General features: G+C 70.1%; 25 protein-coding genes. 11 read left to right on the forward strand and 14 right to left on the reverse strand.

Annotated elements, in window-relative coordinates:
* The 6 genes from ACTS11_RS15935 to ACTS11_RS15960 form a co-directional block, all read right to left on the reverse strand.
* The coding region (locus tag ACTS11_RS15935; RefSeq protein WP_442641283.1) for a DsbA family protein at nucleotides 1-706 on the reverse strand (706 nt) is incomplete at its 3' end.
* A 4-nt stretch (nucleotides 707-710) separates the two neighbouring features.
* Nucleotides 711-2171 carry a ribosome biogenesis GTPase Der gene (gene der / locus ACTS11_RS15940; RefSeq protein WP_442641284.1) on the reverse strand — a complete coding sequence of 487 codons (1461 nt, stop codon included), beginning with the start codon at nucleotides 2169-2171 and terminating at the stop codon, nucleotides 711-713.
* Between the two features lie 64 nt (nucleotides 2172-2235).
* The gene (locus ACTS11_RS15945) at nucleotides 2236-2676 is read right to left on the reverse strand and encodes a YaiI/YqxD family protein (RefSeq protein WP_442641285.1); all 441 of its coding nucleotides are present in this window, start codon (nucleotides 2674-2676) and stop codon (nucleotides 2236-2238) included.
* Nucleotides 2673-3710: a hypothetical protein gene (locus ACTS11_RS15950; protein WP_442641286.1), complete on the reverse strand. Its 1038-nt coding sequence runs from the start codon at nucleotides 3708-3710 to the stop codon at nucleotides 2673-2675. The genes ACTS11_RS15945 and ACTS11_RS15950 overlap by 4 nt, the downstream gene beginning before the upstream one ends.
* A complete protein-coding gene (locus ACTS11_RS15955; RefSeq protein WP_442641287.1) occupies nucleotides 3707-4465 on the reverse strand; it encodes an HpcH/HpaI aldolase family protein in 759 nt (252 codons plus the stop codon). The genes ACTS11_RS15950 and ACTS11_RS15955 overlap by 4 nt, the downstream gene beginning before the upstream one ends.
* 11 nt (nucleotides 4466-4476) lie before the next feature.
* Nucleotides 4477-5703 carry a urate hydroxylase PuuD gene (locus tag ACTS11_RS15960; RefSeq protein ID WP_442641288.1) on the reverse strand — a complete coding sequence of 409 codons (1227 nt, stop codon included), beginning with the start codon at nucleotides 5701-5703 and terminating at the stop codon, nucleotides 4477-4479.
* A 232-nt stretch (nucleotides 5704-5935) separates the two neighbouring features.
* Between ACTS11_RS15960 and alc the strand changes: the two genes are divergently transcribed.
* From alc to ACTS11_RS16000, 8 genes are all read left to right on the forward strand, one after another.
* Nucleotides 5936-6955 (forward strand): allantoicase, encoded by a 1020-nt coding sequence (alc, locus tag ACTS11_RS15965; RefSeq protein WP_442641289.1) that lies wholly within the window; start codon nucleotides 5936-5938, stop codon nucleotides 6953-6955.
* Between the two features lie 148 nt (nucleotides 6956-7103).
* Nucleotides 7104-8291: an ABC transporter substrate-binding protein gene (locus tag ACTS11_RS15970; protein ID WP_442641290.1), complete on the forward strand. Its 1188-nt coding sequence runs from the start codon at nucleotides 7104-7106 to the stop codon at nucleotides 8289-8291.
* A 110-nt stretch (nucleotides 8292-8401) separates the two neighbouring features.
* Nucleotides 8402-9193, forward strand: coding sequence for an ABC transporter ATP-binding protein (locus ACTS11_RS15975; RefSeq protein WP_442641291.1), 792 nt, complete (start codon nucleotides 8402-8404; stop codon nucleotides 9191-9193).
* A 71-nt stretch (nucleotides 9194-9264) separates the two neighbouring features.
* Complete coding sequence (locus ACTS11_RS15980) at nucleotides 9265-10014, forward strand: ABC transporter ATP-binding protein (RefSeq protein WP_442641307.1); 750 nt, start codon at nucleotides 9265-9267, stop codon at nucleotides 10012-10014.
* Nucleotides 10011-10355, forward strand: coding sequence for a hypothetical protein (locus tag ACTS11_RS15985; RefSeq protein ID WP_442641292.1), 345 nt, complete (start codon nucleotides 10011-10013; stop codon nucleotides 10353-10355). The genes ACTS11_RS15980 and ACTS11_RS15985 overlap by 4 nt, the downstream gene beginning before the upstream one ends.
* Nucleotides 10352-10717 carry a hypothetical protein gene (locus tag ACTS11_RS15990; RefSeq protein WP_442641293.1) on the forward strand — a complete coding sequence of 122 codons (366 nt, stop codon included), beginning with the start codon at nucleotides 10352-10354 and terminating at the stop codon, nucleotides 10715-10717. The genes ACTS11_RS15985 and ACTS11_RS15990 overlap by 4 nt, the downstream gene beginning before the upstream one ends.
* A gap of 2 nt (nucleotides 10718-10719) precedes the next feature.
* Entirely contained in the window at nucleotides 10720-11730 is a 1011-nt protein-coding gene (locus tag ACTS11_RS15995; protein ID WP_442641294.1) for a branched-chain amino acid ABC transporter permease, read from the forward strand.
* Nucleotides 11727-13037: a branched-chain amino acid ABC transporter permease gene (locus ACTS11_RS16000; RefSeq protein WP_442641295.1), complete on the forward strand. Its 1311-nt coding sequence runs from the start codon at nucleotides 11727-11729 to the stop codon at nucleotides 13035-13037. The genes ACTS11_RS15995 and ACTS11_RS16000 overlap by 4 nt, the downstream gene beginning before the upstream one ends.
* Before the next feature lie 18 nt (nucleotides 13038-13055).
* Here ACTS11_RS16000 and ACTS11_RS16005 read toward each other — a convergent pair whose 3' ends face one another.
* From ACTS11_RS16005 to ACTS11_RS16020, 4 genes are all read right to left on the reverse strand, one after another.
* The gene (locus tag ACTS11_RS16005; protein ID WP_442641296.1) at nucleotides 13056-13832 is read right to left on the reverse strand and encodes an enoyl-CoA hydratase-related protein; all 777 of its coding nucleotides are present in this window, start codon (nucleotides 13830-13832) and stop codon (nucleotides 13056-13058) included.
* Nucleotides 13833-13906: 74 nt separating this feature from the next.
* Complete coding sequence (locus tag ACTS11_RS16010) at nucleotides 13907-14365, reverse strand: cytochrome c-type biogenesis protein (RefSeq protein ID WP_442641297.1); 459 nt, start codon at nucleotides 14363-14365, stop codon at nucleotides 13907-13909.
* Nucleotides 14362-16350, reverse strand: a complete 1989-nt coding sequence (locus ACTS11_RS16015) for a heme lyase CcmF/NrfE family subunit (RefSeq protein WP_442641298.1) — start codon at nucleotides 16348-16350, stop codon at nucleotides 14362-14364. The genes ACTS11_RS16010 and ACTS11_RS16015 overlap by 4 nt, the downstream gene beginning before the upstream one ends.
* 142 nt (nucleotides 16351-16492) lie before the next feature.
* Entirely contained in the window at nucleotides 16493-18037 is a 1545-nt protein-coding gene (locus ACTS11_RS16020; RefSeq protein ID WP_442641299.1) for a helicase HerA-like domain-containing protein, read from the reverse strand.
* A gap of 533 nt (nucleotides 18038-18570) precedes the next feature.
* On the opposite strand from ACTS11_RS16020, the gene ACTS11_RS16025 reads away from it, so the two are divergent.
* Nucleotides 18571-19227, forward strand: a complete 657-nt coding sequence (locus tag ACTS11_RS16025) for an invasion associated locus B family protein (protein ID WP_442641300.1) — start codon at nucleotides 18571-18573, stop codon at nucleotides 19225-19227.
* Between the two features lie 57 nt (nucleotides 19228-19284).
* On the opposite strand, the gene ACTS11_RS16030 is transcribed toward ACTS11_RS16025, so the two are convergent.
* The 4 genes from ACTS11_RS16030 to ACTS11_RS16045 are packed head-to-tail and all read right to left on the reverse strand — an operon-like array spanning nucleotide 19285 to nucleotide 23539.
* Complete coding sequence (locus ACTS11_RS16030; protein WP_442641301.1) at nucleotides 19285-20496, reverse strand: beta-ketoacyl-[acyl-carrier-protein] synthase family protein; 1212 nt, start codon at nucleotides 20494-20496, stop codon at nucleotides 19285-19287.
* A gap of 10 nt (nucleotides 20497-20506) precedes the next feature.
* Nucleotides 20507-20776 carry an acyl carrier protein gene (locus ACTS11_RS16035; RefSeq protein ID WP_442641302.1) on the reverse strand — a complete coding sequence of 90 codons (270 nt, stop codon included), beginning with the start codon at nucleotides 20774-20776 and terminating at the stop codon, nucleotides 20507-20509.
* A gap of 32 nt (nucleotides 20777-20808) precedes the next feature.
* Nucleotides 20809-21909, reverse strand: a complete 1101-nt coding sequence (gene lpxD, locus ACTS11_RS16040) for a UDP-3-O-(3-hydroxymyristoyl)glucosamine N-acyltransferase (protein ID WP_442641303.1) — start codon at nucleotides 21907-21909, stop codon at nucleotides 20809-20811.
* A gap of 31 nt (nucleotides 21910-21940) precedes the next feature.
* A complete protein-coding gene (locus ACTS11_RS16045) occupies nucleotides 21941-23539 on the reverse strand; it encodes a L,D-transpeptidase family protein (protein WP_442641304.1) in 1599 nt (532 codons plus the stop codon).
* Nucleotides 23540-23947: 408 nt separating this feature from the next.
* Between ACTS11_RS16045 and ACTS11_RS16050 the strand changes: the two genes are divergently transcribed.
* Both ACTS11_RS16050 and msrB read left to right on the forward strand, forming a co-directional pair.
* Nucleotides 23948-24508: a YcbK family protein gene (locus tag ACTS11_RS16050; protein WP_442641305.1), complete on the forward strand. Its 561-nt coding sequence runs from the start codon at nucleotides 23948-23950 to the stop codon at nucleotides 24506-24508.
* 173 nt (nucleotides 24509-24681) lie between these two features.
* The coding region (gene msrB / locus ACTS11_RS16055) for a peptide-methionine (R)-S-oxide reductase MsrB (RefSeq protein ID WP_442641306.1) at nucleotides 24682-25109 on the forward strand (428 nt) is incomplete at its 3' end.

The raw sequence follows: 25109 nt of genomic DNA on the forward strand, positions 1-25109 counted from the left end.
GCACCGTGGCGCTCGGCGCCTTGCCCCGCGCCACGGTGCGGCCGAGGACGAGGCCGGGCGTGCCCGGCAGCCCGAGGAGACGGGCGAGCGCGCGGTCCTCGGCCAGGCGGGCGGTCGTGGCGGGGCTTTGCCAGGCGGCGAGGTAGGCCTGGGCGTCGAGGCCGAGGTCGGACGCGAAGCGGGCCGCGGCCCCGGCGCTGTCGGGGGCCGGGCGCAGGAGGAGGCGGGCGCGCGCGGGCTCGGCCGCGCCGAGCGCTCCCGCCGCGACGATGGCGCGGGCGGCGGCTTCCGAGCGGGGGCCGAAGACCGGGAACTCGCGGGTCGTCAGGCGGAGGGGAATTTCCGCCGACAGGGCGGCGAGGCTGCCTTCGAGGATCCGGCAGCTGGGGCAGCGGATGTCCGTGAAGTAGGTCACGGGGAGCGCGCCGTCCGGCACCCAGGTCAGGCCGAGCGTGGCGCAGAGCGTGGTGCGGAGGCGTTCCGTGAGGGCGATCTCCGCCTCCGGCGGCGCGTCGAGCCCGGCGAGGACCGCTCCGGTCGCGGTGCCGCCGGCGGTGCCCGCGGGGACGAGGCGGCGGAGGGGCGGCAAGCCCGGCATCCCCTCGAAGGCGAGATCCGGTGCGCGCGCCCAGGGCCGCGCCGTCACGAGGGCCAGGATGCCCAGGATCGCGCCGATGCGCAGGAGGTCGCGGCGCGTGGTGGACATCGCCTCAGGCCTTCTTCGTCGCGCCCTTCCGGACGTGCTTGGCGAGGCGCGAGGGGATCGACTTCCGGCGGTCCTTGTAGGGGTTCTTCTCGGCCTGGGAGCGCAGCCAGAGGCGGATCGGCGTGCCCGGCATGTCGAAATCCGCCCGGAGCCCGTTCACCAGGTAGCGCGTGTAGCTCTCGGGCAGCTTGTCGGGGTGGGAGCACATGACCACGAAACCCGGGGGCCGGGTCTTGGCCTGGGTGGCGTAGCGCAGGCGGATGCGGCGTCCGCCGGGCGCGGGCGGGGGATGCGCCTCGGTCATGGCGGCGAGCCACCGGTTGAGCTGGGCGGTCGTCACCCGGCGGTTCCAGACCTCGTGCGCCTTCAGGATCGCGGCATGGAGCCGGTCGAGCCCCTTGCCGGTCCTGGCCGAGACGGTGACGAGCGGCGCGCCGCGGAGCTGCGGCAGGAGCGTCTCGAACCCGTCACGGAGCGCGCGCAGCTTCTCCTGCTTCTCGTCCTCGAGATCCCACTTGTTGACGGCGACGACGACCGCCCTGCCCTCGCGCTCGGCGAGGTCGGCGATGCGCAGGTCCTGGGTCTCGAAGGGGATCGCGGCGTCGAGGAGGACGACGACCACCTCGGCGAAGCGCACGGCGCGGAGGCCGTCGGTGAGCGACATCTTCTCGAGCTTGTCGTCGATGCGCGACTTCCGCCGCATACCGGCGGTGTCGAAGATGCGCATGGGCGTGCCGTCCCAGTCGACGCGCACGGCGATGGCGTCCCGCGTGATGCCGGCCTCGGGGCCGGTCAGCAGCCGCTCCTCGCCGAGGATGCGGTTGATGAGGGTGGACTTGCCCGCGTTCGGGCGGCCGATCACGGCGATGCGCAGGGGGCGGTCTGCCGTGATGGCGCGGGGGGCGTCGTCCTCGCCCTCCTCCCCGGTCACGTCCACGTCGGTCTCGGGGAGGTCGGCCGCCTCCTCCGCCGCTTCGACCATGGGCGCGAGGCGGGCGGCGAGCTCGGCCATGCCCTCGCCATGCTCGGCCGAAAGCGCCAGCGGCTCGCCCAGGCCCAGTTCCCAGGCCTCGATCAGGCCCGCGTCGGCGGCGCGCCCCTCGGCCTTGTTGGCGGCGAGGATCACCGGGCGGCCCGAGCGGCGCAGGATCTCGGCGAAGACGCGGTCGTTGGCGGTGAGACCCGCGCGCGCGTCGACGAGAAAGAGGCTCGCGTCGGCGGTGGCGACCGCGCGCTCGGTCAGGCGGCGCATCCGGCCCTGGAGGCTGTCGTCGGTGGCGTCCTCGAGGCCCGCGGTGTCCATCACCGTGAAGCGCAGCTCGCCCAGCCGCGCCTCGCCCTCGCGCAGGTCGCGCGTCACGCCCGGCTGGTCGTCGACGAGCGCGAGCTTCCGGCCCACGAGCCGGTTGAAGAGGGTGGACTTGCCCACGTTGGGGCGTCCGACGATGGCAAGCGTGAAGCTCATGGGCGCGGTCCGTCTGCGAGAAGCTGCAGCCCATATCGCACGGGCGCGAAGATGGAAACACCCCTCAGAGGCGGCGGAGCGCGGTCTCGATGGCGCCGGCGAAGGCGCTGCGGTCCGCCCTGGAGAAGGGGCGCGGGCCGCCGAGCCCCTGCCCCTCCAGCCCGCCGCGCAGGTCCGCCAGGAGGTCGCGGGTGGCGAGCCTGCCGCCGATGTTGCGCGCGTCGAGCGTCTCGCCCCGGGGCGTCAGGACGGCGGCGCCCTTCTCGATGGCGCGGGCGGCGAGCGGCAGATCGGCGGTGACGACCAGCGTGCCGGGACCGGCGGCCTCGGCGATCAGGTCGTCGGCGGCGTCGAAGCCCTCGCCCGCCACGGTCATCGAGATCAGCGGATGCTCGGGGTGGCGCAGCCAGGTGGCGGCGAAGAGGCGGACGGGCATCTTGTGGCGATAGGCGGCGGCGTAGACCTGGTCCTTCACCGGGCAGGCGTCAGCGTCGACGAGGATCACGCGAAATGCCCGTCCGGGAAGGGCACGGAGATCGTCGCGCCGCTGCGTTCGGTCAGGGTCAGCGTCTCGTCCGACTGCGTGACGGCGACGACCTCGGACCAGCCCGGCGGGCGCGGCAGGCTGACCATCGCGTGCGGAATGACGTGGCGGGGGCCGAGGCCGATCGTCGTCGGCACGCCGAAAGCCTTGATCCGGTTGTCGGCGATGGCGCCCCGGAGGCCGATGCCGCCCGCCGCGCAGCCGTCCTCGATCCCGAGGACGCCGGTGTGCCGCCCGTTCCACGGGCTGAAGTCTCGCCCGCCGTTGGAGACCCAGAGCATCGTCACGGGCAGGAGGCGCGCGTCCTTCAGGACCACGAGCATGTCGTCCTCGGCATTGCGCATCAGCACCGTCCAGCCGAGGGTCGCGCCCCGCGCCTCGACGAGGATGGCGAAGTCCTCGACCCGGTGGCCGGCGGGGTATTCGTGGAGATCCCACTGCCCGCCATCCTCGCGGTCGAGATGAAGATCGCCCCGCAACTGGTTGAGCGCCCACAGATTGTGGCCGGCGTATTGCGGTTGCGGATCGGTCAGCGCCGCGCGCTTGGGCGAGAAGGAGAGCCGCCCGCCCTCGGCCATGCGGGACATCGGGTGGTGCGCCAGCGTGACCTCGCCCGCGCCGCCCTCGATCACGTGGGTCTGGAGGAGCACGGGGCCGACGATCTGCACGCGCTTGGTCACGGTCGCGCCGCGGGGCCGCGCCAGAAGGCGGAACTCGGCATGGGCCACGTCCTCGCGCGTCACCTCCCAGCGGGTGTTGGCGGGAAGGCCGTGGATCGGGTCGTCCTCCACGTCGTCGCGGCCGAAGGGCATGCAGAGGAAGTCGCCCGCGAGGCGCCGGTTCACGAGGGGAAGGCTCGCGTCCTCCTGCACCTCCGCCTCCCCGCGCCAGGGCGCGGCGTGCAGCGGATGGCGCCCGCCGACGCGCCAGAGGGGGATGTTGCCGACCTCGGGGTCGATCCCGAGGACCGTGTCGCCGTGCGCGAGCCGGATCATGGCCGCGCCGCCCGCGCCAGCGCCGACTGGAGGAGGAGCGCGTCCGAGGCGACGCCGAGGAAGGTCGCGCCCGCCGCGGCGCTCTGCTCGGCCCGCTGCGGGGCCAGCGCGAGGACGCCCGCCGCCTTGCCCGCCGCCCGGATGCGGCGCAGGCCCGAAAGCACCTCGTCCCAGAGCGCGTCGGCGTCGAGGTCGGACCTGAGGCCCATGTCCGCCGCCAGGTCGGCCGGGCCGATGAAGACGCCGTCCACCCCCTCGACCGCCGCGATGGCGTCGAGCGCGGCCATCGCCGCGCGGCTTTCGGCCTGCACGAGGATGCAGAGCTCGCGCGCCGCCGTCTCGGCATAGTCCGCGAAGGCGCCGTAGGCCCCTGCCCGCGCCACCGCCGCCCCCATGCCGCGGATGCCCTCGGGCGGATAGCGGCAGGCGCGCACGACCGCCGCCGCCTCCTCCGCGCTGTCGATCATGGGCACGAGCAGCGTCTGCGCGCCGAGGTCGAGCGCCTGCTTGATGATCCAGTCGTCGGCCGCGGGCACCCGGAGCACGCCCGCCGTCCCCGTCCCCTCCAGCGCGATGAGCTGACGGCGGAGGCCCGTCGGCTCCCAGGGCCCGTGCTCGCCATCCACGACGCACCAGTCGAAGCCCGCGCGCCCGGCGATCTCGGCGGTGATCTCGCCGCCCAGGTTCAGCCAGGCCCCGCGCGTGAGCCGTCCCGCGGCCAGCGCCGCCTTCAGTCCGTTCCGGGGTGCCGTCACGTCTCCCTCCCTCAGAGCGCGCCGCCCGTGACGCTCCGGTACCAGTCCCGAAGCGCGCGCCGCTCCGCGTCGTCGATCATGGAGAGGTTGTTGGGCGGCATGGCGTGGCTCACGCCCGCCTGAAGGTAGATCTCCCGCGCGTGGACCGCAATCCGCGCGTCGGTGTCGAGCATGACGCCGCCCGGCGCTACCGCGATGCCCGGCCAGAAGACCTCCTGCGCGTGGCACATGGAGCAGCGGGAATAGACGATATCGGCGACCTCCGTGAAATCGGGATGCGCCGCGAAGGCCGCCTGCGCGGGGCTCAGCGCCGCCTCCTCCACCGGGTCGTCGCGCATCAGCGGCAGGACCGAGAGCCACACGATCGCCGCGAAGATCGTCGCCGTCGCCCCCCAGGTCCACCAGCGGTAGCCGCCGCGCGCGTGCATCGTGTTGAAGAAGTGGCGGATCGTGACGCCCATGAGGAACACGAGCGAGGCGATGAGCCAGTTCCACTCCGACGCGAAGGCCAGCGGGTAATGGTTCGACAACATGAGGAAAATGACCGGCAGGGTCAGGTAGTTGTTGTGCGTCGAGCGGAGCTTGGCGATCTTGCCGTATTTCGGGTCCGGCGTGCGGCCCGCCTTGAGGTCGGCCACGACGATCTTCTGGTTCGGGATGATGATCATGGCGACATTGGCCGTCATGATCGTCGCCGTCAGCGCGCCCACGTGCAGAAGCGCCGCCCGCCCCGAGAAGACCTGCGTGTAACCCCATGAAATCGCGACGATGATCGCGAAGAGGATCAGCATCAGCAGCGTCGGGTTCTCGCCGAGCCTCGACTTGCAGAGGAGGTCGTAGGCGACCCAGCCGAGCGTCAGCGACAGGGCCGAGATCAGGATCGCCTGCCACGGCGCGAGCTCCATCACCGTCCAGTCGATGAGATAGAGCTCCGCCCCCACCCAGTAGAGCAGGATCAGGAGCGCGGCCCCCGAGATCCAGGTCCAGTAGCTCTCCCATTTGAACCAGGTCAGGTGCTCGGGCATCTGGCTCGGCGCGACCATGTATTTCTGGATGTGGTAGAAGCCGCCGCCATGGACCTGCCATTCCTCGCCGTCCGCCGGTCCGGGGATGTTGCGGTTCAGCCCGAGGTCGAGCGCGATGAAGTAGAAGCTCGAGCCGATCCAGGCGATGGCGGTGATGACGTGCAGCCAGCGCACCGCGAACTCGGCCCAGTGCAGGAGGATCGTTGCGTCCATGGAGGTTCCTCGTCGGGCGGGTCTGCGCCTCAGCCCGCTTCGTGTCGGGGCCATTTCGGACAAATCGCGGACGCTCCGCAACCCGTCGCGGCGCAGACCTCTTCCCACGGGACGCAAAGCCGCGTATTCGCTCGTCCATTGCTGCATTCTGGGGCAGAGCGCGCACCGCGTCCGGCCGGTTCCGGCCAACGCCGCCGCGCGCGCCCTCCAACCCGACGAGCCGGACGCGCCCATGACGAGCATCGAGAGCCTCAATCCCGACATTCCCCTCTTCGCCCGCACGGGCGTCAACCTCGCCTCGGCGGGGCTCGGCGCGCGGGCGATCTGGGCGACGGACCAGTTCTTCGCGCCGCTCGACCGGATGCTCCAGGACCACCCGGCGGAGTTCATCCCCGGCAAGTTCGACGATCACGGCAAGTGGATGGACGGATGGGAGACGCGGCGCCGCCGCGACGGCGGCCACGACTGGGCCATCGTCAAGCTCGCCGCTGCGGGCCGCATCATCGGCTTCGACGTCGACACCTCGCACTTCACCGGCAACTACGCGCCCGCCGTGCGGATCGAGGCCTGCTCGTTCCGCGGCGACCAGCCTCCCGAGGACCAGCCCTGGGTGCAGATCCTGCCGCACCGTCCGCTCGGCGCGTCCGCGCATCACTACTTCAAGTGCGACAGCTTCGAGAGCTGGACGCACCTGCGCGTGCACATCTATCCCGACGGCGGCGTGGCGCGGCTGCGCGTCTACGGCGTGCCGGAACTCGACCAGGCCAACACCAAGGGCGAGATCGACCTCGTCTCGGCGCTGAACGGCGGGCGCATCCTCGCCTTCTCGGACGCCCATTACGGCGAGTATTACCGCCTCCTCGCGCCGGGGCGCGGCATCAACATGGGCGACGGCTGGGAGACCCGCAGGCGCAGGGAGCCCGGCTACGACTGGATCGTGATCGCGCTCGGCGCGCGCGGCGAGATCGAGAAGGCGCTGATCGACACCGCGCACTTCAAGGGCAACTATCCCGACCGCGCCTCGATCCAGGCCGCCGACATGCGCAGCTTCGGCGACGGGCTGACCGATGCGCTGGTCACGGATTCGATGTTCTGGAAGACGCTGCTTCCCGAGCAGAAGCTGTCCGCCGACGCCGAACACGCGTTCCGCGACGAGCTGGTCAAGCTCGGGCCCGTGACGCATGTGCGCCTCAACATCTTCCCCGACGGCGGGGTATCGCGCCTGAGGCTCTTCGGGACGACGGCGCCGTGAGCGGATGACGCCGCCTTGCATTGGCTGCAAACTATTGCGCCTGCTTGTTGACTCGCGTGGCGCAACGCATCCTCTTTTCACCATCGCAAGGCGCGGCTAGTCTCCGACGCCATAACCGGACCGAATGGTCCCACACAGGGAGCTGAACATGAAAAAGATCCTGATGGCCTCCGCGGCCACCCTTGCCCTTGCGGGCGCATCCCAGGCGCAGGAGAGCATCTCCATCGGCGTCATCCTGGGCTTCACCGGTCCGCTCGAATCGCTGGCACCCGGCATGGCGCAGGGCGCCGAGATGGCGATCGCCGAAGTTTCCGAGTCCGGCCTCCTGCTCGGCGGCACGACCGTCAGCGCGGTCCGCGGCGACTCGACCTGCATCGACGCCGCCGCCGCGACTGCCGCCGCGGAGCGTCTCATCACCGCCGAGGGCGTGAGCGGCATCATGGGCGCCGACTGCTCCGGCGTGACCGGCGCGATCCTCGCCAACGTCGCCGTGCCGAACGGCATGGTCATGATCTCCCCCTCCGCCACCTCGCCCGCGCTCTCGACCGCCGAGGACAACGGATTGTTCTTCCGCACCGCGCCCTCCGATGCGCGGCAGGGCGTCGTGATGGCCGAGATCATCATGGAGAAGGGCATCGACACCGTCGCGGTGACCTACACCAACAACGACTACGGCCTCGGCCTCGCCAACAGCTTCGAGACCGCCTTCACCGAGATGGGCGGCACCGTGACGCTGGTGGCCGCGCACGAGGACGGCCGCGCCGACTACTCGGCCGAAGTGGGCGCGCTGGCGTCCGCCGGCGGCGACGCGCTCGTCGTGGCGGGCTACGTCGACCAGGGCGGTTCGGGCATGGTGCGCGCGGCGCTCGACACGGGCGCGTTCGACACCTTCGTCTTCCCCGACGGGATGGTGTCGCAGGCGCTCGTCGACAACTTCGGCGCCGAGATCGACGGCTCCTTCGGCCAGAACCCCGGCACCGACAGCGAAGGCGCGGCCATCTACCAGGGCATGGCCTCCGAGGCCGGCTTCGACGGCACCTCGCCCTTCTCGGCCGAGGCCTACGACGCCGCCGCGCTGATCCTGCTGGCGATGCAGGCGGCAGGCTCCACGGCGCCCGGCGACTACGCCGCGCATGTCATGGACGTGGCCAACGCCCCCGGCGAGCCGATCCTGCCGGGCGAACTCGGCCGTGCGCTCGAGCTCATCGCCGCCGGCCAGGACATCGACTATGTCGGCGCCTCGGCGGTCGAGTTGATCGGACCCGGCGAATCCGCAGGCAACTACCGCGAGATCATGATCGACGGTGGCGAACTCACCGTCGTCGGCTTCCGCTGAGACGCATCTGACCACACGGACAGGGGCAGCCCGGTGAAAAACCGGGCTGCTTCGCTTACGGGGGCCGCACGTCGCTTCGGGCCATCCGTCAGAGGGGGAACGACGTCGCCATGATCGAGGTCAGGGACATCCACAAGCATTTCGGCGGATTCCATGCCGTCGACGGCGCCAGCCTTCGGATCGAGACGGGCTCGATCACCGGCCTGGTGGGGCCGAACGGAGCGGGAAAGACCACGCTTTTCAACGTGATCGCGGGCGTCCTTCCGCCGACCTCCGGGCAGGTCATCATGGATGGCGAGGACATCACCGGCCTCACGCCGCACGAGCTCTTCGCCAAGGGCCTCTTGCGCACCTTCCAGATCGCGCACGAGTTCCACTCGATGTCCTGCCGCGAGAACCTGATGATGGTGCCGCCGGGACAGTCGGGCGAGAAGCTCTGGAACACGTGGTTCGGCCGCAAGCGCATCGCCGAGGAGGAGCGCGCGCTTCGCGCCAAGGCCGACGAGGTGCTCGAGTTCCTGACGATCTCGCACCTCGCCGACCATCCGGCGGGCCAGGTCTCGGGCGGGCAGAAGAAGCTGCTGGAGCTCGGGCGGACCATGATGGTCGACGCCAAGGTCGTCTTCCTCGACGAGGTCGGCGCGGGCGTGAACCGCACGCTCCTCAACACGGTGGGCGACGCGATCCTGCGCCTCAACAAGGAGCGCGGCTACACCTTCTGCATGATCGAGCACGACATGGATTTCATCGGGCGGCTCTGCGACCCGGTCATCGTCATGGCCGAGGGGCGCGTGCTGGCCGAAGGCACGATCGCCGAGATCAAGGCCAACGAGCAGGTGATCGAGGCCTATCTCGGCACCGGCCTGAAGAACAAGGACAAGCTGGCGGAGGCGGGCGCGTGACCGGCAACCCCTACCAGACCGGGCGCGGCGGGCGCGACCGCACCATCGTCAACCCGGAGGGCACCGGGACCATGGTGCCGAAGCCCGGCACCGGCGCGCCCACGCATACCTCCGACGCCTTCCTCATCGGCGACACGATGTCGGGCGGCTACGGCAACGGGCCCGACATCCTGCACGACTGCACCATCGCCGTGAACCCCGGCGAGATCGCCGTGATCGTCGGCCCCAACGGTGCGGGCAAGTCCACCGCGATGAAGGCCGTCTTCGGGATGCTCGACGTGCGCAAGGGCTCGGTCCGGCTGGACGGCGAGGACATCACCGACCTCACCCCGCAGGCCCGCGTGCTCAAGGGAATGGGCTTCGTGCCGCAGACCTCGAACATCTTTCCCTCGCTCACCGTCGAGGAGAACCTTGAGATGGGCGCCTACACGCGGGCCGACGACTTCCGCGACACGATGGAGCAGGTCTACCACCTCTTCCCGATCCTGAAGGAGAAGCGGCGGCAGGCGGCGGGCGAGCTCTCGGGCGGTCAGCGCCAGCAGGTCGCCGTGGGCCGCGCGCTGATGACCAAGCCCAAGGTCCTCATGCTCGACGAACCCACGGCCGGCGTCTCGCCCATCGTCATGGACGAGCTTTTCGACCGGATCATCGAGGTCTCGCGCACCGGCATCCCGATCCTCATGGTCGAGCAGAACGCGCGCCAGGCCCTCGAGATCGCGGACCGGGGCTATGTCCTCGTGCAGGGACGAAACGCGCATACCGGGACGGGCAAGGAGCTTCTGGCCGACCCCGAGGTGCGGCGGAGTTTCCTCGGCGGATGATGCGCGCGGCCCTCATAGCGCTCGCGGCCCTGTCCGCGCCCGCATCGGCCGAGGCGATCGCCTGCGGCTTCACGCTCGTCTGCGCGCCCGAGATCGAGTGCGAGACCCATGACGGCATCCCCTTCGAGATCGCCGAGGGCTACAGGATCGAGATCGACGGCGCGCCGGTCGAAGGCACGCTCCTGTCGGAGGCGCCGCTGACCCTCGTTTTCGTGCCCCCGGGCGAGGCGCTTCTCTTCACGCTCGCCCCGAACGGCGAGGGCGCGCTGACGCGCCACGCGACCGGGCCCGGCGACAGGCCCGCCGTGGCGACCTTCCTCGGCCCCTGCGTGACCGCATGACGATGCGCGCCGCCCTCGCCCTGTGCCTTCTCGCGCTGCCGGCGCAGGCCGAGCCCTGGGCCTGCACCTTCACGGTGGAATGCGTCGCCGCCGAGGCCTGCGGCGAGAGCGCCTTCGAGGTCGAGGTGATCGCGGCCGACCATGCGGGCGAGCTGTTCCTCTCCACCGTCACCGGCGACAGCCCCCTCACCCGCCTGACCGGCGCAGGCGAGTTGCCCGCCACCTACGCCAGCGCGGGGCGCGACGGTCTGGCCGAGCTACTCACCGTCGAGGCCGACCGCACGGCGCTCATGACACTGCACATCTTCGACGGCGGGGCGGCCGCCGTCACCTATTTCGGAACCTGCGAGGAGTTGCGCTGAGCATGGATATCCTCAACGCCTTCGTGGCGCTCCTGAACTTCGTCATCATCCCGGCCACGGCCTACGGCGCGCAGCTCGCGCTCGGCGCGCTCGGGGTCACGCTGATCTACGGGATCCTGCGCTTCTCGAACTTCGCCCACGGCGACACGATGGCCTTCGGCGCGATGGTCACGATCCTCGTGACCTGGTGGCTGCAGGGAGCGGGCGTCACGCTCGGGCCGCTGCCCACGGCGCTCCTCGCGCTGCCGGTCGGGATCGCGGCCACGGGGCTCCTCGCGCTCGGGACGGACCGGGTGGTCTACCGCTTCTACCGGACCCAGAAGGCCAAGCCGATCATCTTCGTGATCGCCTCGATCGGCGTCATGTTCATCCTCAACGGGATCGTGCGCTTCATCATCGGCGTGGACGACCAGCGCTTCGAGGACGGCGCGCGCTTCATCGTTTCGGCGCGCACCTTCCGCGAACTGACCGGCCTCGACGAGGGGCTCGCCTTCCGCACGACGCAGGCCATCACCATCGTCGTCGCGGTGATCGCCGTGACGCTCCTGTTCTGGTTCCTGAACCGCACGCGCACCGGCAAGGCGATGCGGGCCTTCTCGGACAACGAGGACCTGGCGCTCCTGTCCGGGATCAACCCCGAGCGCGTCGTCATGATCACCTGGCTGATCGTCGCCGCGCTCGCCACCACGGCGGGCGTGCTCTACGGGCTCGACAAGAGCTTCAAGCCCTTCACCTACTTCCAGCTCCTCCTGCCGATCTTCGCCGCCGCCATCGTCGGCGGCCTCGGCAACCCGGTGGGCGCGATCCTCGGCGGCTTCCTCATCGCCTTCTCCGAGGTCGGCGTCACCTACGCCTTCCGGAAGGTCGTCGAATACCTCGGGCCCGGCGACTGGCAGCCCGGCGGGCTCCTCCAGCTCCTGTCGACGGATTACAAGTTCGCGGTCAGCTTCGGGATCCTGCTGATCGTGCTTCTCTTCAAGCCGACCGGCATCATGAAAGGGAAAGCGGTATGACCCGGACCATCGACACGCGGGCGCTGGCCCTCTTCGCGCTGGTCGCCATGCTCTACATCGGCACCGGTTTCGCACAGTCCTGGAACACCACGCTGACGATCCTGAACATGGGCCTGGTGAGCGCGATCATGGCGCTCGGCGTGAACATGCAGTGGGGCTATGCCGGCCTGTTCAACGTGGGCGTCATGGGGTTCGTCGCGCTCGGCGGGTTGGCCGCGGTGCTCGTCTCCATGCCGCCGGTCGACGAGGCCTGGGCGGCGGGCGGCGTGCGCATCCTGCTCGGCCTCGTGCTCGGGGCCGCCACGATCGTGGCGGCGATCCTCGCCTGGTCGCGCCTGCCGCCGGGACGGGTCCGCGGGCTGGCGATCCTCGCGATCCTGATCGGCGGGTTCTTCGTCTTCCGCGGCGTGTTCGATGCCGGCGTCTCGGCGGTCGAGGCGGTCAACCCGGCCTCCACAGGCTATCTCGGCGGACTGGGCCTCCCCGTGCTGGTCGCCTGGCCGGTCGGCGGGCTTCTCGCCGCCGGGGCGGCCTGGATCATCGGCAAGACGGCGCTGGGCCTCCGGTCGGACTACCTCGCCATCGCCACGCTCGGCATCGCCGAGATCATCATCGCGGTCCTGAAGAACGAGGACTGGCTCGCGCGCGGGGTGAAGAACGTCACCGGCATCCCGCGCCCCGTGCCCTACGAGGTCGACCTCCAGCAATCCGAGACCTTCCTCGGATTCGCCGCGAACCTCGGCGCGAACCCGGTCACCATGTCCTCGATCACGGTCAAGCTCCTCTACGCCGCGCTCTTCGTGGTGGTGCTGGTGGCGCTCCTGTGGTTCTCGCAGAAGGCGCTGAACTCGCCCTGGGGACGGATGATGCGCGCGATCCGCGACAACGAGACGGCGGCCGAGGCCATGGGCAAGGACGTCAAGCGGCGCCACCTGCAGGTCTTCGTCCTCGGCTCGGCGGTCTGCGGGCTGGCCGGCGCGATGATGACCACGCTCGACAGCCAGCTCGTGCCGGGAACCTACCAGCCGCTCCGCTTCACCTTCCTCATCTGGGTGATGGTGATCGTCGGCGGGTCGGGCAACAACTTCGGCGCGGTCCTCGGCGGGTTCCTCATCTGGTGGCTCTGGATCATGGTCGAGCCGCTGGGCCTCGGGCTGATGCAGGCCGTGACCTCGGGGCTCGCCGAAGGCTCGTGGCTCCGCGACCACCTGATCGATTCGGCGGCCTTCATGCGGTTCTTCACCATGGGGATCATCCTGCTTCTCGTGCTGAGGTTCAGCCCGCGCGGGCTGATCCCGGAGCGGTGAGGAGAGCACGGACCCGGCTTAGCGCCCCTCGAAGGAGGGCGCGCGCTTCTCGATGAAGGCCATCACGCCTTCCTTGAAGTCGCGCGTGTTGCCGCACTGGCCCTGGAGCTGGCCTTCGAGCAGGAGCTGCTCCTGCAACGTGTTGCCGAAGCTCGCCTGCATGGCCTGCTTGATCCGCTTGTAGGCCTCCGTCGGTCCGTTCGCGAGCTGGGCCGCGCGTGCGCGCCAGACCGTCTCGAACGCCTCGTCGGGCGCCGCCTCCCAGATCATCCCCCAGGAGGCCGCCTGCTCGGCCGAGATCTTCTCGGCGAAGAGCGCCGCGCCCATCGCGCGCTGGAGGCCGATCTGTCGCGGCAGGACCCATGTTCCGCCCGCGTCGGGGATGAGGCCGATCCGGCCGAAGGCCTGGATGAAGCTCGCCGAGGCCGCCGCGATGACGATGTCGCAGACGAGCGCCAGGTTCGCGCCCGCGCCCGCCGCGGTGCCGTTCACCGCCGCGATCACCGGCACGGGACAGTCGACCACGGCGCGCAGCATCGGGATGTACTCGTCCCGGAGCGTCCGCTCGAGGTTGATCGATCCCACGTTCGCCCGGTCCCCGAGGTCCTGCCCCGAACAGAAGGCGCGCCCCTCGCCCGTCAGGACGACGACGCGCACCTGCGTACCGGCCGTGCCCACCGCATGGGTGATCTCGGCCCGCATCTGCGTGTTCAGCGCGTTCATCACCTCCGGTCTGCGCAGGGTGACGACGGCGACGCCGCCCTCGTCCTCGCGCGTGATCGTCTCGTAATCCATGAAAGATGGCTCCCCTTACCTGTCGGACGGGAGACTAGCAGAGCGCCGCGTCGGGGGAAGCTCCCGACGCTGCGTCACTCGCGCAGGATTTCCTTCAGCCGCGCGGCCTCCTCCTCGCTGAGCGCCTGCTCGGTCGGGGCGGGCGCGGCGGCGCGGCGGCGGATGTAGACGGCGGCGAGCCCGAGGCCGAGCACCAGCAGCACCGGCGCCGCGAGCCAGAGCGCGATCGTGGACCCCTGCATGGGCGGCCGGAGCAGGACGTACTCGCCGTAGCGGTCGACCACGAAGGACACGACCTCCTCGTCGCTGTCCCCCGCCACGAGACGCTCGCGCACCAGCAGGCGAAGGTCGCGGGCGAGTTCCGCGTTCGACTCGTCGATGGACTCGTTCCGGCAGACGATGCAGCGCAGTCCGCTCGAGATGTCGCGGGCCCGCTCCTCGAGAACGGGGTCGTCCAGCACCTCGTCGGGCTGCACCGCCGGCGCCGGCCAGCTCAGGCTCAGCGCCAGAAGGAGGATCGCGAGGCGCCTCATTCGGCGGGAACTCCCTCTGCGCGCGGCGGCGCCTTGCTGGCCCCCGCCGCGACGCGGTAGCGCCGGTCGCTGAGGCTGAAGAGCCCGCCGAGCGCCATGATGATCGTGCCGCCCCAGATCCAGTTGGCGAAGGGCTTGATCCAGGTCCGGACCGCCCAGCCGCCGCCCGTCTGCGGATCGCCGAGCGTCACGTAGACGTCGCGGGTGAAGCCGTTGTCGATTCCGGCCTCGGTGGTCGGCATCCCCGCCACCGGATAGATCCGCCGCTCGGGGTGGAGCGTCGCGATCAGCCGCCCGCTGTCCGCCTCGGTCACGGTGATCGTGGCCATGGTGGCGAAATAGTTCGGACCGCGCACGTTCTCGTCCACGTCGACAAGCTCGATCTGGTAGGCGCCGACGCGGTAGGGCTGCCCCTCCTGCGCGACGCGGATGTCCTCGACCTGGTAGGCGGTCAGGGCCACGACGCCGAACATGGTGATGCCGAGGCCCGCATGGGCCGTCGTCTTGCCCCAGTCGGCCCGCGGCAGGCGCGTGAGCCGCCCGAGCCGGCTGCCGATGCCGCCGCGCCCGGTGCGCGACCAGAGGTCGACGGCCGCCCCGGCGATGACCCAGACCGACAGCGCCACGCCCACCGGCGCCAGCGCCCAGTGGCCCGTGTAGATGGCCCAGGCCGCCACGCCGCAGGCGAAGGCGAGGATCAGCGCCGGCATGAGCGCGCGCACCGGCTTCTCCAGCCCCGCGCGCTTCCAGGGCAGCATGGCGCCGATGGGCAGCGCCACGGCCAGCGCGAAGACGAAGGGCGTGAAGGCCGCGTCGAAGAAGGGAGGCCCGACCGAGAGGGTGCGCCCGAAGAACATCTCGGCCACGAGGGGCCAGATCGTGCCGATGAAGACTACGAAGGTGGACACGGCGAGAAGGAGATTGTTCACCACGAGCCCGCTCTCGCGGCTGACGGTCGAGAAGACGCCCTTGGCCTCCATCGCGCCCGCCCGGAGCGCGAACAGGAGCAGCGATCCGCCCATGAAGATGCCGAGGATGGCGAGGATGTAGACCCCGCGCTCGGGGTCGTTGGCGAAGGCATGAACGCTGGTGAGAACGCCCGAGCGCACGATGAAGGTGCCGACAAGCGAGAAGCCGAAGGCCAGGATGGCCAGAAGGATCGTCCAGGACTTCAGCGCCTCGCGCTTCTCCACCACGATGGCGGAGTGGAGCAGCGCCGCCGAGATAAGCCAGGGCATGAAAGAGGCGTTCTCGACCGGGTCCCAGAACCAGAACCCGCCCCAGCCGAGCTCGTAATAGGCCCACCAGGATCCGAGGCCGATCCCGATCGTGAGGAAGACCCAGGCCGCCAGCGTCCAGGGCCGGACCCAGCGGCCCCAGGCGGCGTCCACGCGCCCCTCGATCAGCGCGGCCACGGCGAAGGAGAAGGCCATCGAGAGGCCGACGTAGCCGAGGTAGAGGAAGGGCGGATGGAAGGCGAGACCCGGATCCTGCAGGAGCGGGTTCAGGTCCTGCCCGTCGAAGGGCGGCGTCGCGACCCGCAGGAAGGGGTTGGACGTGAAGATGATGAAGGCGAAGAACGCGACCGAGACCGCCGACTGCACCGCGAGGACGCGGGCCTTGAGCGTCGGCGGCAGGTTGTTGCCGAACCAGGCCGCGCAGGCCCCGAACAGCGTCAGGATCAGCACCCAGAGCAAGAGCGAGCCCTCGTGGTTCCCCCAGACGCCCGAGATCTTGTAGATCATCGGCTTCAGCGTGTGCGAGTTCGCGATCACGAGGCTCAGCGAGAAGTCCGAGGTCACGAAGGCGTAGGTGAGCGCCCCGAAGCTGAAGGCGGTCAGCAGGAACTGCGTCGTGGCGGCCGGTTCGGCCACCGCCATCCATCCCGGACGGTTCTGCGCGGCCCCCACGAGCGGCACGATCATCTGGAAGACCGCCACCATGAAGGCGAGGATCAAGGCGAAATGTCCGAGTTCTACGATCATGGCGCCGAGTTTAGGCCCATGACGTCCCCGGGCCAAGTGGATGCGTCAGTGGAGCGCATCGGATATGGCTATCGGCCTGCGGCCGGGCGGCGGCGGAAAAGCCGGCTTTTCCGCCCCGGAATTGCCGGCAATTCCGGACCCCTCACCTTCCGCGGAAGAGGCTCCCCAGAACGCCGCGCACCACCGCCTGCCCCGTCCGGGTGCCGAGCTGGCGGGCGAAGCTCTTGGCGAAGGCCTCGCCCACGCTGTCCGAGCGCGAGGACCGGCTCCGCGCGGAGGACCGTTCCACCTGCTTGCCGGTGTAGCGGCGGGCCGCGCGGAACTCGCGCTCCTCCTCCTTCGCGGCCTCCTCGGCGCGCTCGGCCGTCTCGGCGGCCTGCGCCGCCTCCTCGGCGCGGGCCTGCAGGATCTCGTGCGCGCTCTCCCGGTCGACTTCCGTGTCGTACTTGCCGGCGACGGGCGACATCCCCATCAGGGCCGCGCGCGTCGCGTCCGCGATCGGGCCGAGCTGCGACGAGGGCGGGCGGATCAGCGTGCGCTCGGCGACGCCGGGCACGCCCTTGCGCTCCAGCATCGAGGTCACGGCCTCGCCGGTGCCGACCTCGCGGATCGCGTCCTCGATGTCGAAGGCGGGGTTGGCGCGGTAGTTCTGCGCCGCGCGGCGGAGATCCTGCTGGTCCTTCGCGGTGAAGGCCCTGAGCGCGTGCTGCACCCGGTTGCCGAGCTGGCCGAGGATGTCGTCGGGCACGTCGGCGGGGTTCTGAGTGACGAAGAAGACGCCCACGCCCTTGGAGCGGATCAGGCGGGCCACCTGCTCGACCTTGTCAACCAGCGCCTTCGGCGCGTCGTCGAAGAGGAGATGCGCCTCGTCGAAGAAGAAGACGAGCCTGGGTTTCTCGGGGTCGCCCACCTCCGGCAGCGTCTCGAAGAGCTCGGAGAGCAGCCACAGGAGGAAGGTCGCGTAGAGGCGCGGCGACTGCATCAGCGTGTCGGCGGCGAGGATGTTGATCCGGCCGAGGCCCTCGGCATCCGTCAGGAACAGGTCCGCGAGGTCGAGCGCGGGCTCGCCGAAGAGCCGGTCGCCCCCCTGCCCCTCGAGCACCAGGAGCCGGCGCTGGATCGCCCCGATCGAGGCCGGCGCGACGTTGCCGTAGCGCAGCCCCAGCGTGTCGCGGTTCTCGCCCACCCAGACGAGGAGCGACTGGAGGTCCTTCATGTCGAGAAGCGCGAGCCCCTGCTCGTCGGCCACGCGGAAGGCGATGTTGAGCACCCCTTCCTGCGCCTCGGTCAGCTCGAGAAGCCGCGCGAGCATCAGCGGCCCCATCTCGGAGACCGTGGTGCGGACGGGGTGGCCCTTCTTTCCGAAGAGGTCCCAGAACGTCACCGGGAAGGCGCGGTAGGCGTAATCCGTGAACCCGATCTTCGCCGCCCGCTCGGTGAAGGGGCCGTGCAGCTTGTGCTCCGCGCTTCCCGAGGCGCCGAGGCCCGAGAGATCGCCCTTCACGTCCGACAGGAACACCGGCACGCCGTTGGCCGAGAAGCTCTCGGCCAGGATCTGGAGCGTCACGGTCTTGCCGGTGCCGGTCGCGCCCGCGATCAGGCCGTGGCGGTTGGCGTAGCTCAGGAGAAGGTGCTGGGGCTGCCCGTAGCCGGGCCCGCCGCCCCCGATGAAGATCCCCTCGGACATGTCTGTCACCCCCTCCTGCACCTGTTCCGGAATTCGATCCGCCGCCGAACATACATCCTTAACCTCTTTGCGCCAGTCTGAGGATCGGCCCTCCAAGGTTCTGGCCTGCGGGGGCCGACTTCCTCCCTGTCGACTGGCCGCGCTCTCCCCCGGGCGCGGCCTTTTTTTCGCGCCCGGGAGCCGCTGCGGAACCGGCACGCAGAGCCCCTGAAAGCGCTATAAATTCGACGTTGACGCGTGATGAAGTCTGGCATAGCGTCCGGATCAGAAAGTCGGCCAGTCCGACAGGGAGAGAAAAAAATGCAAAGGGTCCGCTTGCCGGACCCTTTCGCTATTGGGCCTCCCGCACCCGCTTCCCCGCACCCTCGCCAGCGGGACGAAGACGTGCCGTCCTCCCTTCCGGCGCGCCCGGCAATGTTCCGTGCAGGAAGGCCGCCTGCGCACTTTCGCGGCGTTTTCGGCCCTGACACTGCGCGGTCTTCGTGCTAGCGGAAGCGCTACGACAGGCAAGGCAATCAGGAAGAGACGTAACCATGCGCACGATCAAGCACAGCCTCCGCCCCCTCTTCGGCGCCGCTGCCGCGGCCGCCCTGCTCGCGCTGCCGTCCGCGGCCGTCGCGCAGGACGCGACGCCCGAGCGCGAGCCCGGCGAGGCCTACGTGGCGGAGACATTCACCGACTGGGAACTGCGCTGCATCACCGCCGCCGAGCCGGGCCAGGCCGAGCGTTGCGAGATGTTCCAGCTTCTGACCGACGAGCAGGACAACCCCGTGGCCGTCTTCCGCGTGAACGTGCCGCTGGCCGCCGCCGAGGGCCAGGTCGCGGCCGCCATCATCGTCACCCCGATCGAGACGCTCCTCGCGCCGGGCGTGCGCCTGCGCATCGACGAGGGCGACGTGGCGGGCATCCCCTTCACGCTCTGCGAGGCGTCGGGCTGCCTCGCGCGCATCCCGCTCAACGAGGAGAACGTGGCGGCCTTCCGTGCGGGGGGCGACGTCTTCCTCGAGATCTTCGCGCTGGTGCGCAGCGATCTCGGCGAGATCGGCGGCGTCCCGGTTCCCCTGACCGCGTCGCTGCGCGGCTTCACCGCGGCCTACAACGCGCTCCAGGAGCGTCACGTGGCCTTCGCGGAACTGGTCGAGGCGGCCCAGGGCGAAGCGGGCGACGGCGAGGCCCCGGCGGATCAGTGATCCGGGAGCCCTGCCCCACTACATCCCGACGGCCCGCCCCCGGCGGGCCGATCCCGTTCAGGGAGCGGCGCGGAGCGCGAGGACGGCGTTGAGCCCGCCGAAGGCGAAGGCGTTCGACAGGACGGCCCCGACCTTCGCCTCGCGCGCGACGTTCGGCACCACGTCGAGCGCACATTCGGGGTCCGGCTCCTCGTAGCCGATGGTCGGCGCGATGATCCCGTCGCGGAGCGCCATGATGCAGGCAAGAAGCTCGACCGCGCCGGTCCCGCCGATGAGGTGGCCGTGCATCGACTTGGTGGAGGAGATCATCAGGTCGTCCGCATGGTGCCCGAAGGCATGGGCCACGGCGGCGCACTCGACCTTGTCGTTGGCCGCCGTCCCGGTCCCGTGCGCGTTGATGTAGCCGATGGCCGAGGGGTCGAGCCGCGCATCGGCGAGCGCGCCGAGGATCGCGCGCGCCGCCCCCTGCTGCGAGGGCATGACGATGTCGGCGGCGTCCGAGGTCATGGCGAAACCCACGACCTCGGCCAGGATCTCTGCGCCGCGGCGGCGGGCGTGCTCGTATTCCTCGAAGACGAAGACCGCCGCGCCCTCGCCCTGGACCATGCCGTTGCGGTTGGCGCTGAAGGGGCGGCAGGCGTCCTTGGACATGACGCGCAGGCCCTCCCACGCCTTGATGCCGCCGAAGGAGAGCATCGCCTCGGACCCGCCCGTGAGCATCACGTCCGCGGCCCCGCCCCGGATGAGGTGGAAGGCCAGGCCCATAGCGTGGTTCGACGAGGCGCAGGCGGTCGCGACCGAGAAGGAGGGCCCCTTGAGGTTCCACTCCATCGAGACGTGGCTCGCGGCCGCGTTGTTCATGAGCTTCGGCACGACGAAGGGATGGACGCGGTTCTTCCCCTCCTCGTAGACCGAGCGATAGTTCTCGTCCCAGGTGTTCACGCCGCCGCCCGCGGTGCCGAGCACGACGCCCGAGCGCGCCGCGAGGTCACCCGCGAAGCTCAGCCCCGCGCCGTCCAGCGCCTGGCGCGCGGCGATCAGCGTGAACTGCGTGAACCGGTCGTAGAGCGCGATCTGCTGGCGGTTGAACAGCGCCTCGGGGTCGTAGCCCGTCACCTGGCCGCCGATCCGCACCGCCAGCCGGTCGACGTCGCGCAGCTCGAGCTGCCCGATCCCGCAGCGCCCCTCGCGCATCGCCTCGAGCGTCTGCGGCACGTCGTGGCCGAGCGCGTTGATCGTGCCCTGTCCGGTGATGACGACGCGTTTCATGCCCGTTCCGTCAGGCAGGCTTCTGCTCGGCCACCAGCGCCTCGACCGCGCCGACGATCGCGGCGACGGACGAGATGTCGAAGTCGCTCGCCTGCGGCTCGTTGGCGTTGAAGGGGATCTGGATGTCGAAGGCCTCCTCGATGGCGAAGATCGATTCGACGAGGCCGAGGCTGTCGATGCCGAGATCCTCGAGCGTCGCCTCCATCGCGATGTCTCCCGGCTCGAGCACCGCCTGCTCGGCGATGATCCCGATCACCCTCTCGCGGACGCTCTGTGCCATGCGCTCACCCCGTGCTCTTCGTTGAGCGTCACTTAAGGGCTGCGGTCCGGCTTGAAAACGGCTTTCTGCAGGTCCGCGACGGTGCGTGCCAGGCGCGGCAGGCGGCGGAGCGCCTTGTACATCTCCACATGGGTCTCCATCCGCACCGCGGGGCTGCCCATGAGCATCCGGCCGGACGGGACGTTGGAGTAGATCTTGGTCGCGCCCGCCGCCACCACGTCCGCGCCGATCTCGATGTTGTCCGAGACGCCGCACTGCCCGCCGAGGACCACGCGGTCGCCCACCACGGCCGATCCCGCGAAGCCGACCTGTCCGCAGATCAGGCAGTCGCGGCCGATGCGGCAGTTGTGGCCGATATGCACGAGGTTGTCGATCTTGGTGCCGTCGCCGATCGCCGTGTCGGCGATGGTGCCCCGGTCGATGGCGGCGTTGGCCCCGATCTCCACGTCGTCGCCGATGACGAGGCCGCCGAGCGAGTGGATGCGCGTCCAGGATTGCGCGGCGGTGTCGCTGTGCTCGGCGCGGCCGAGGCTGGCGCGGGCGGCCTCGACGCGCGAGGTTTCGGGCGTGACGAAGGAGAAGCCGTCGCCGCCCAACACCGCGCCCGGCTGGATGATCACGCGATGCCCGATCCGCACGCGCGCGCCGATGCGGACGCCCGCATGGATGAGGGCGTCGTCGCCGATAACCGTCTCCTCGCCGATGGTGGCCTGGGGCGCGATGCGGGCATTGGCGCCGATCGTAACGCCCGCGCCGATCACGACGAAGGGGCCGACATGCGCGCCGGGGCCGATCCTCGCCGAGGGCTCGACGATGGCCGTGGGGTGAATGCCCGGCGCGATGGCGGGGCCCGCGTCCATCCGCTGCGTCACGCCTGCAAGCGCGTAGCGCGGGCGCGGCGCGACGATGGCCGCCTCGAGCCCGAGCGCCCGCCAGTCCATGCCGGGTCCGATCACCGCCGCACGCGCCGCGCCCTTCGCGAGATCCCCGGCGTAGCGCGGCGACATGGCGAGTGCGAGGTGCGAAGGTCCGGCGACGGCGGGCTCCGCCACGCCCGTCACGACGAGGTCGGCGGCCCCCAGGGCCTCCGCCCCGAGCGCCGCCGCGATGTCGCTGATCCTGTGGCCCGTCATGATGTCCCCGCCTTGCCCGGCGGGGCCCCGATTAGCTCGCCCGGTCGGGCATGACCACCCCCATGGCGCGGATGGCCTGTCCGAGGCGCGCGTTCCGCCCATAGATGTCGTCGCGGAAGTTCAGCCCGCCCTCGTCGTCCACCCAGGCCGTCCAGTAGGTCAGGTGAACGGGGATGTAGGTCTCGAGGTCCACCTGCGTCTCCTGCCCGGTGTTCAGGATGCGCTGGAAGAGGCCGACGGGATCGTCCGTCTGCCGCTCGAGAAGGTGATAGGCGAACTCGTGCGGATCGGCGAGGCGGATGCAGCCCGAGGAATAGGCCCGAACCTCGCGGTCCATCAGGTGCTGTTCCGGCGTGTCGTGCAGGTAGATCGCGTGACGGTTCGGGAACATGAACTTCACCGTTCCGAGCGCGTTGCGCGGCCCCGGCGGCTGGCGCAGGTCGAAGGGGAAGCTCGACACGCTGTACTGGCTCATGTCGACCGAGGCGGGGTTCACCACGCGCCCGTTCGCCAGGAGCTGCATGTAGGTGCCCCCGCCCGCGAGGATGTTCGGGATGTAGGAGCGCATGGCGATCGAGCGCGGCACGTACCAGCTCGGGTTGATGACCATGTGCTCCATCTGGTCGGAGAACTCCGGCGTCTGCCGGTCCCGCGCGCCGATGACCGAGCGCGTGACGAAGGTGGTCTCGCCGTTGTCGATGACGCGGGTGTGGAAGTCGGCGAGGTTCACGAAGATCAGGCGCTCATGCACCTGCCCGTCGTTCAGCCAGCGCTGCCGCTCCATGTGGAGAACCACGTCGTTCCAGTGGTCCTCGACCGAGCGGTTCACAGCGCGGATCGTCGCGCCGCCCGCCACGCCGTCGGGCGTGATGCCGTTGTCGATCTGGAACTCGACGACGGCGGCCTGCAGGCGCGCATCGTACTCGGCGGTGATCGACCGCTCGAGATAGCCCATCGCGATCAGCCGGTTGCGCAGCGCCACGACGGCCGGGCCTCGGTCGCCCGGCGCGAGGCTGCCCGCCTGCACCGTCGGCCCGTAGCCGCCGCGCGTCGCGAGATCCTCGAGGTGCAGCTTCATGCGCAGGAGGCGCGCATAGGCGGGGTCCTGCGGCGGCAGCGACGCCATGAAGGCGTGCGGGTTCGCGTCCATGAACGCGGTCAGAAGCTCGAGCGGATCCTGCCGGGGCAGATCCTGGAAGATGTCCTCGATGATGGAATCCGGATCGAGGAAGCCCGAATGGACGTCCTGGGCGTAGCGCAGGAAAAGGCGCGTCGCCATCACGTCGGCCAGGCCGCGGGCGCGCGGGTTGGTCGCCTCCGCGAAGGCGGTGCGCAGCGCGTCGATGTCGTAGCGGCTGGTCGGCAGGCCGTGGATGTCGGCCTGCTCCAGCGCCGCGATCAGGGCCGAGCGGCGCTCGACCGCTTCCGAGGAGGTCCAGATCGGCTGGAAGTCCTGCGCGCGGTAGAAGGCGGCGAGGCTCTCGTCCGAGGAGGAGGCCTCGGCGATGGCCTGGCGCAGCGCCGAGAAGGTCTGTGCCTCCACCGGGGCGGGCAGGATGCTGGCGACGGCCACGGGCGACACGGCCAGTGCGAAGGCCGCAAGGGCCGATCGCGCGATCTTCAAGCTCATGATCCGGTTTCCTCCAATCGTGTCCTTCAAATGCCGCCCGACGCCGGACGGGACCGCCCGACGCCATCTCTCCCATTCACACGCGCGGGGAGATTCGTGTCCATTCACATTTTTGCAAGTTTTTCCGGCAAGATAGAAGCCTCGGGTTCGAAAGGGGATCGGGCGGGTGTTCACCGTGCAACGCATGCAATTCCGGCGGTAACGCGGAAAATGGCCAGCGGAAGGGCGGCCGATTGGCAAAATCCCGCCGATATGAGCCACTTATCCCCACGCACGGGCCTCGCCCCTTCCCGAAACATTTCGAATGTGTCATGGCTGCAACGTGCCTGTACGGGATGGGGGCGCAACAAAAGGCCGAGCAAATCGGCGTGCGCCTGGCGAAAGCTGGCGGAACAGAGGCGATCGACGATGCCGAACACGAACCTGACGCGACGCACACTCCTGCGCGCGTTCGCGGCCACAACACTCGCGGCGGCGCCTGTCATGGCGAACGCGACCGGCCTTCTTCGCGGTGCGGGCGACATCCGCAAGATCCGCATGTACAACGGGCGCGCCGGCGAAAGCCTGAACATGATCTACTGGATCGAGGGGGAGTACATCGCCCCCGCCCTCGAGGAAGTGAACTACTTCTTCCGCGACTGGCGCGACAACTCGGTCCATTCGATCGACCTGCGCACCGTCGACATCCTCACCGCGGCCCACCGCCTGATGGAGACGGACGAGCCCTACACGCTCCTGTCCGGCTACCGCAGCCCCGCGACCAACGCGATGCTGCGCAACCGCTCCTCCGGCGTCGCGCGCAACTCGCTCCACCTGCAGGGCCAGGCCGCGGACGTGCAGCTCCAGTCCCGCAGCGTCGGCCAGATCTACAACGCCGCGCGCGCCTGCGCCGCCGGCGGCGTCGGCCGCTATTCGCGCTCGAACTTCGTCCACATGGACTGCGGTCCGGTCCGCACCTGGGGCGGCTGACACCGTCGTCGTGCCGATAAACGGCGCAAGCACCGAATTCGTTCCATCGACACCTCGGGGCCCCGCAGCGCGGGGCTTTTTTCTGTTCGCGCCGCGCCCCGACCCCGGCTCCGTGATTGGACTTCGCCGCCGCCCGTCCCCATATTCCGGGCGACGGACAAGGAGACCGCTCCATGAGCAGATACCGCAAGGATCCCGAGGCCATCGCCCGCCTCACCCCCGAGCAGTTCCGCGTGACCCAGCAGGACGCGACCGAGCGTCCGGGCACCGGCGCCTACCTCCACAACAAGGAGCCGGGGATCTACGTCGACGTGGTCTCGGGCGAGCCGCTCTTCGCCTCGTCGGACAAGTACGAGAGCGGCTGCGGCTGGCCGTCCTTCGTGAAGCCGATAGAGACCGCGCACGTCATCGAGAAGCGCGACTTCAGCCATGGCATGATCCGGACCGAGGTTCGCTCGGCCCATGGCGACAGCCATCTCGGCCACGTCTTCCCCGACGGGCCGCGCGACCGCGGCGGCCTGCGCTACTGCATCAACTCGGCCTCGCTGCGTTTCGTCCACCGCGACGACATGGAGGCGGAAGGCTACGGCGAATACCTTAC

Origin of the sequence: Roseicyclus sp. (assembly GCF_052168335.1) — a bacterium.
Taxonomy (GTDB): domain Bacteria; phylum Pseudomonadota; class Alphaproteobacteria; order Rhodobacterales; family Rhodobacteraceae; genus Roseibacterium.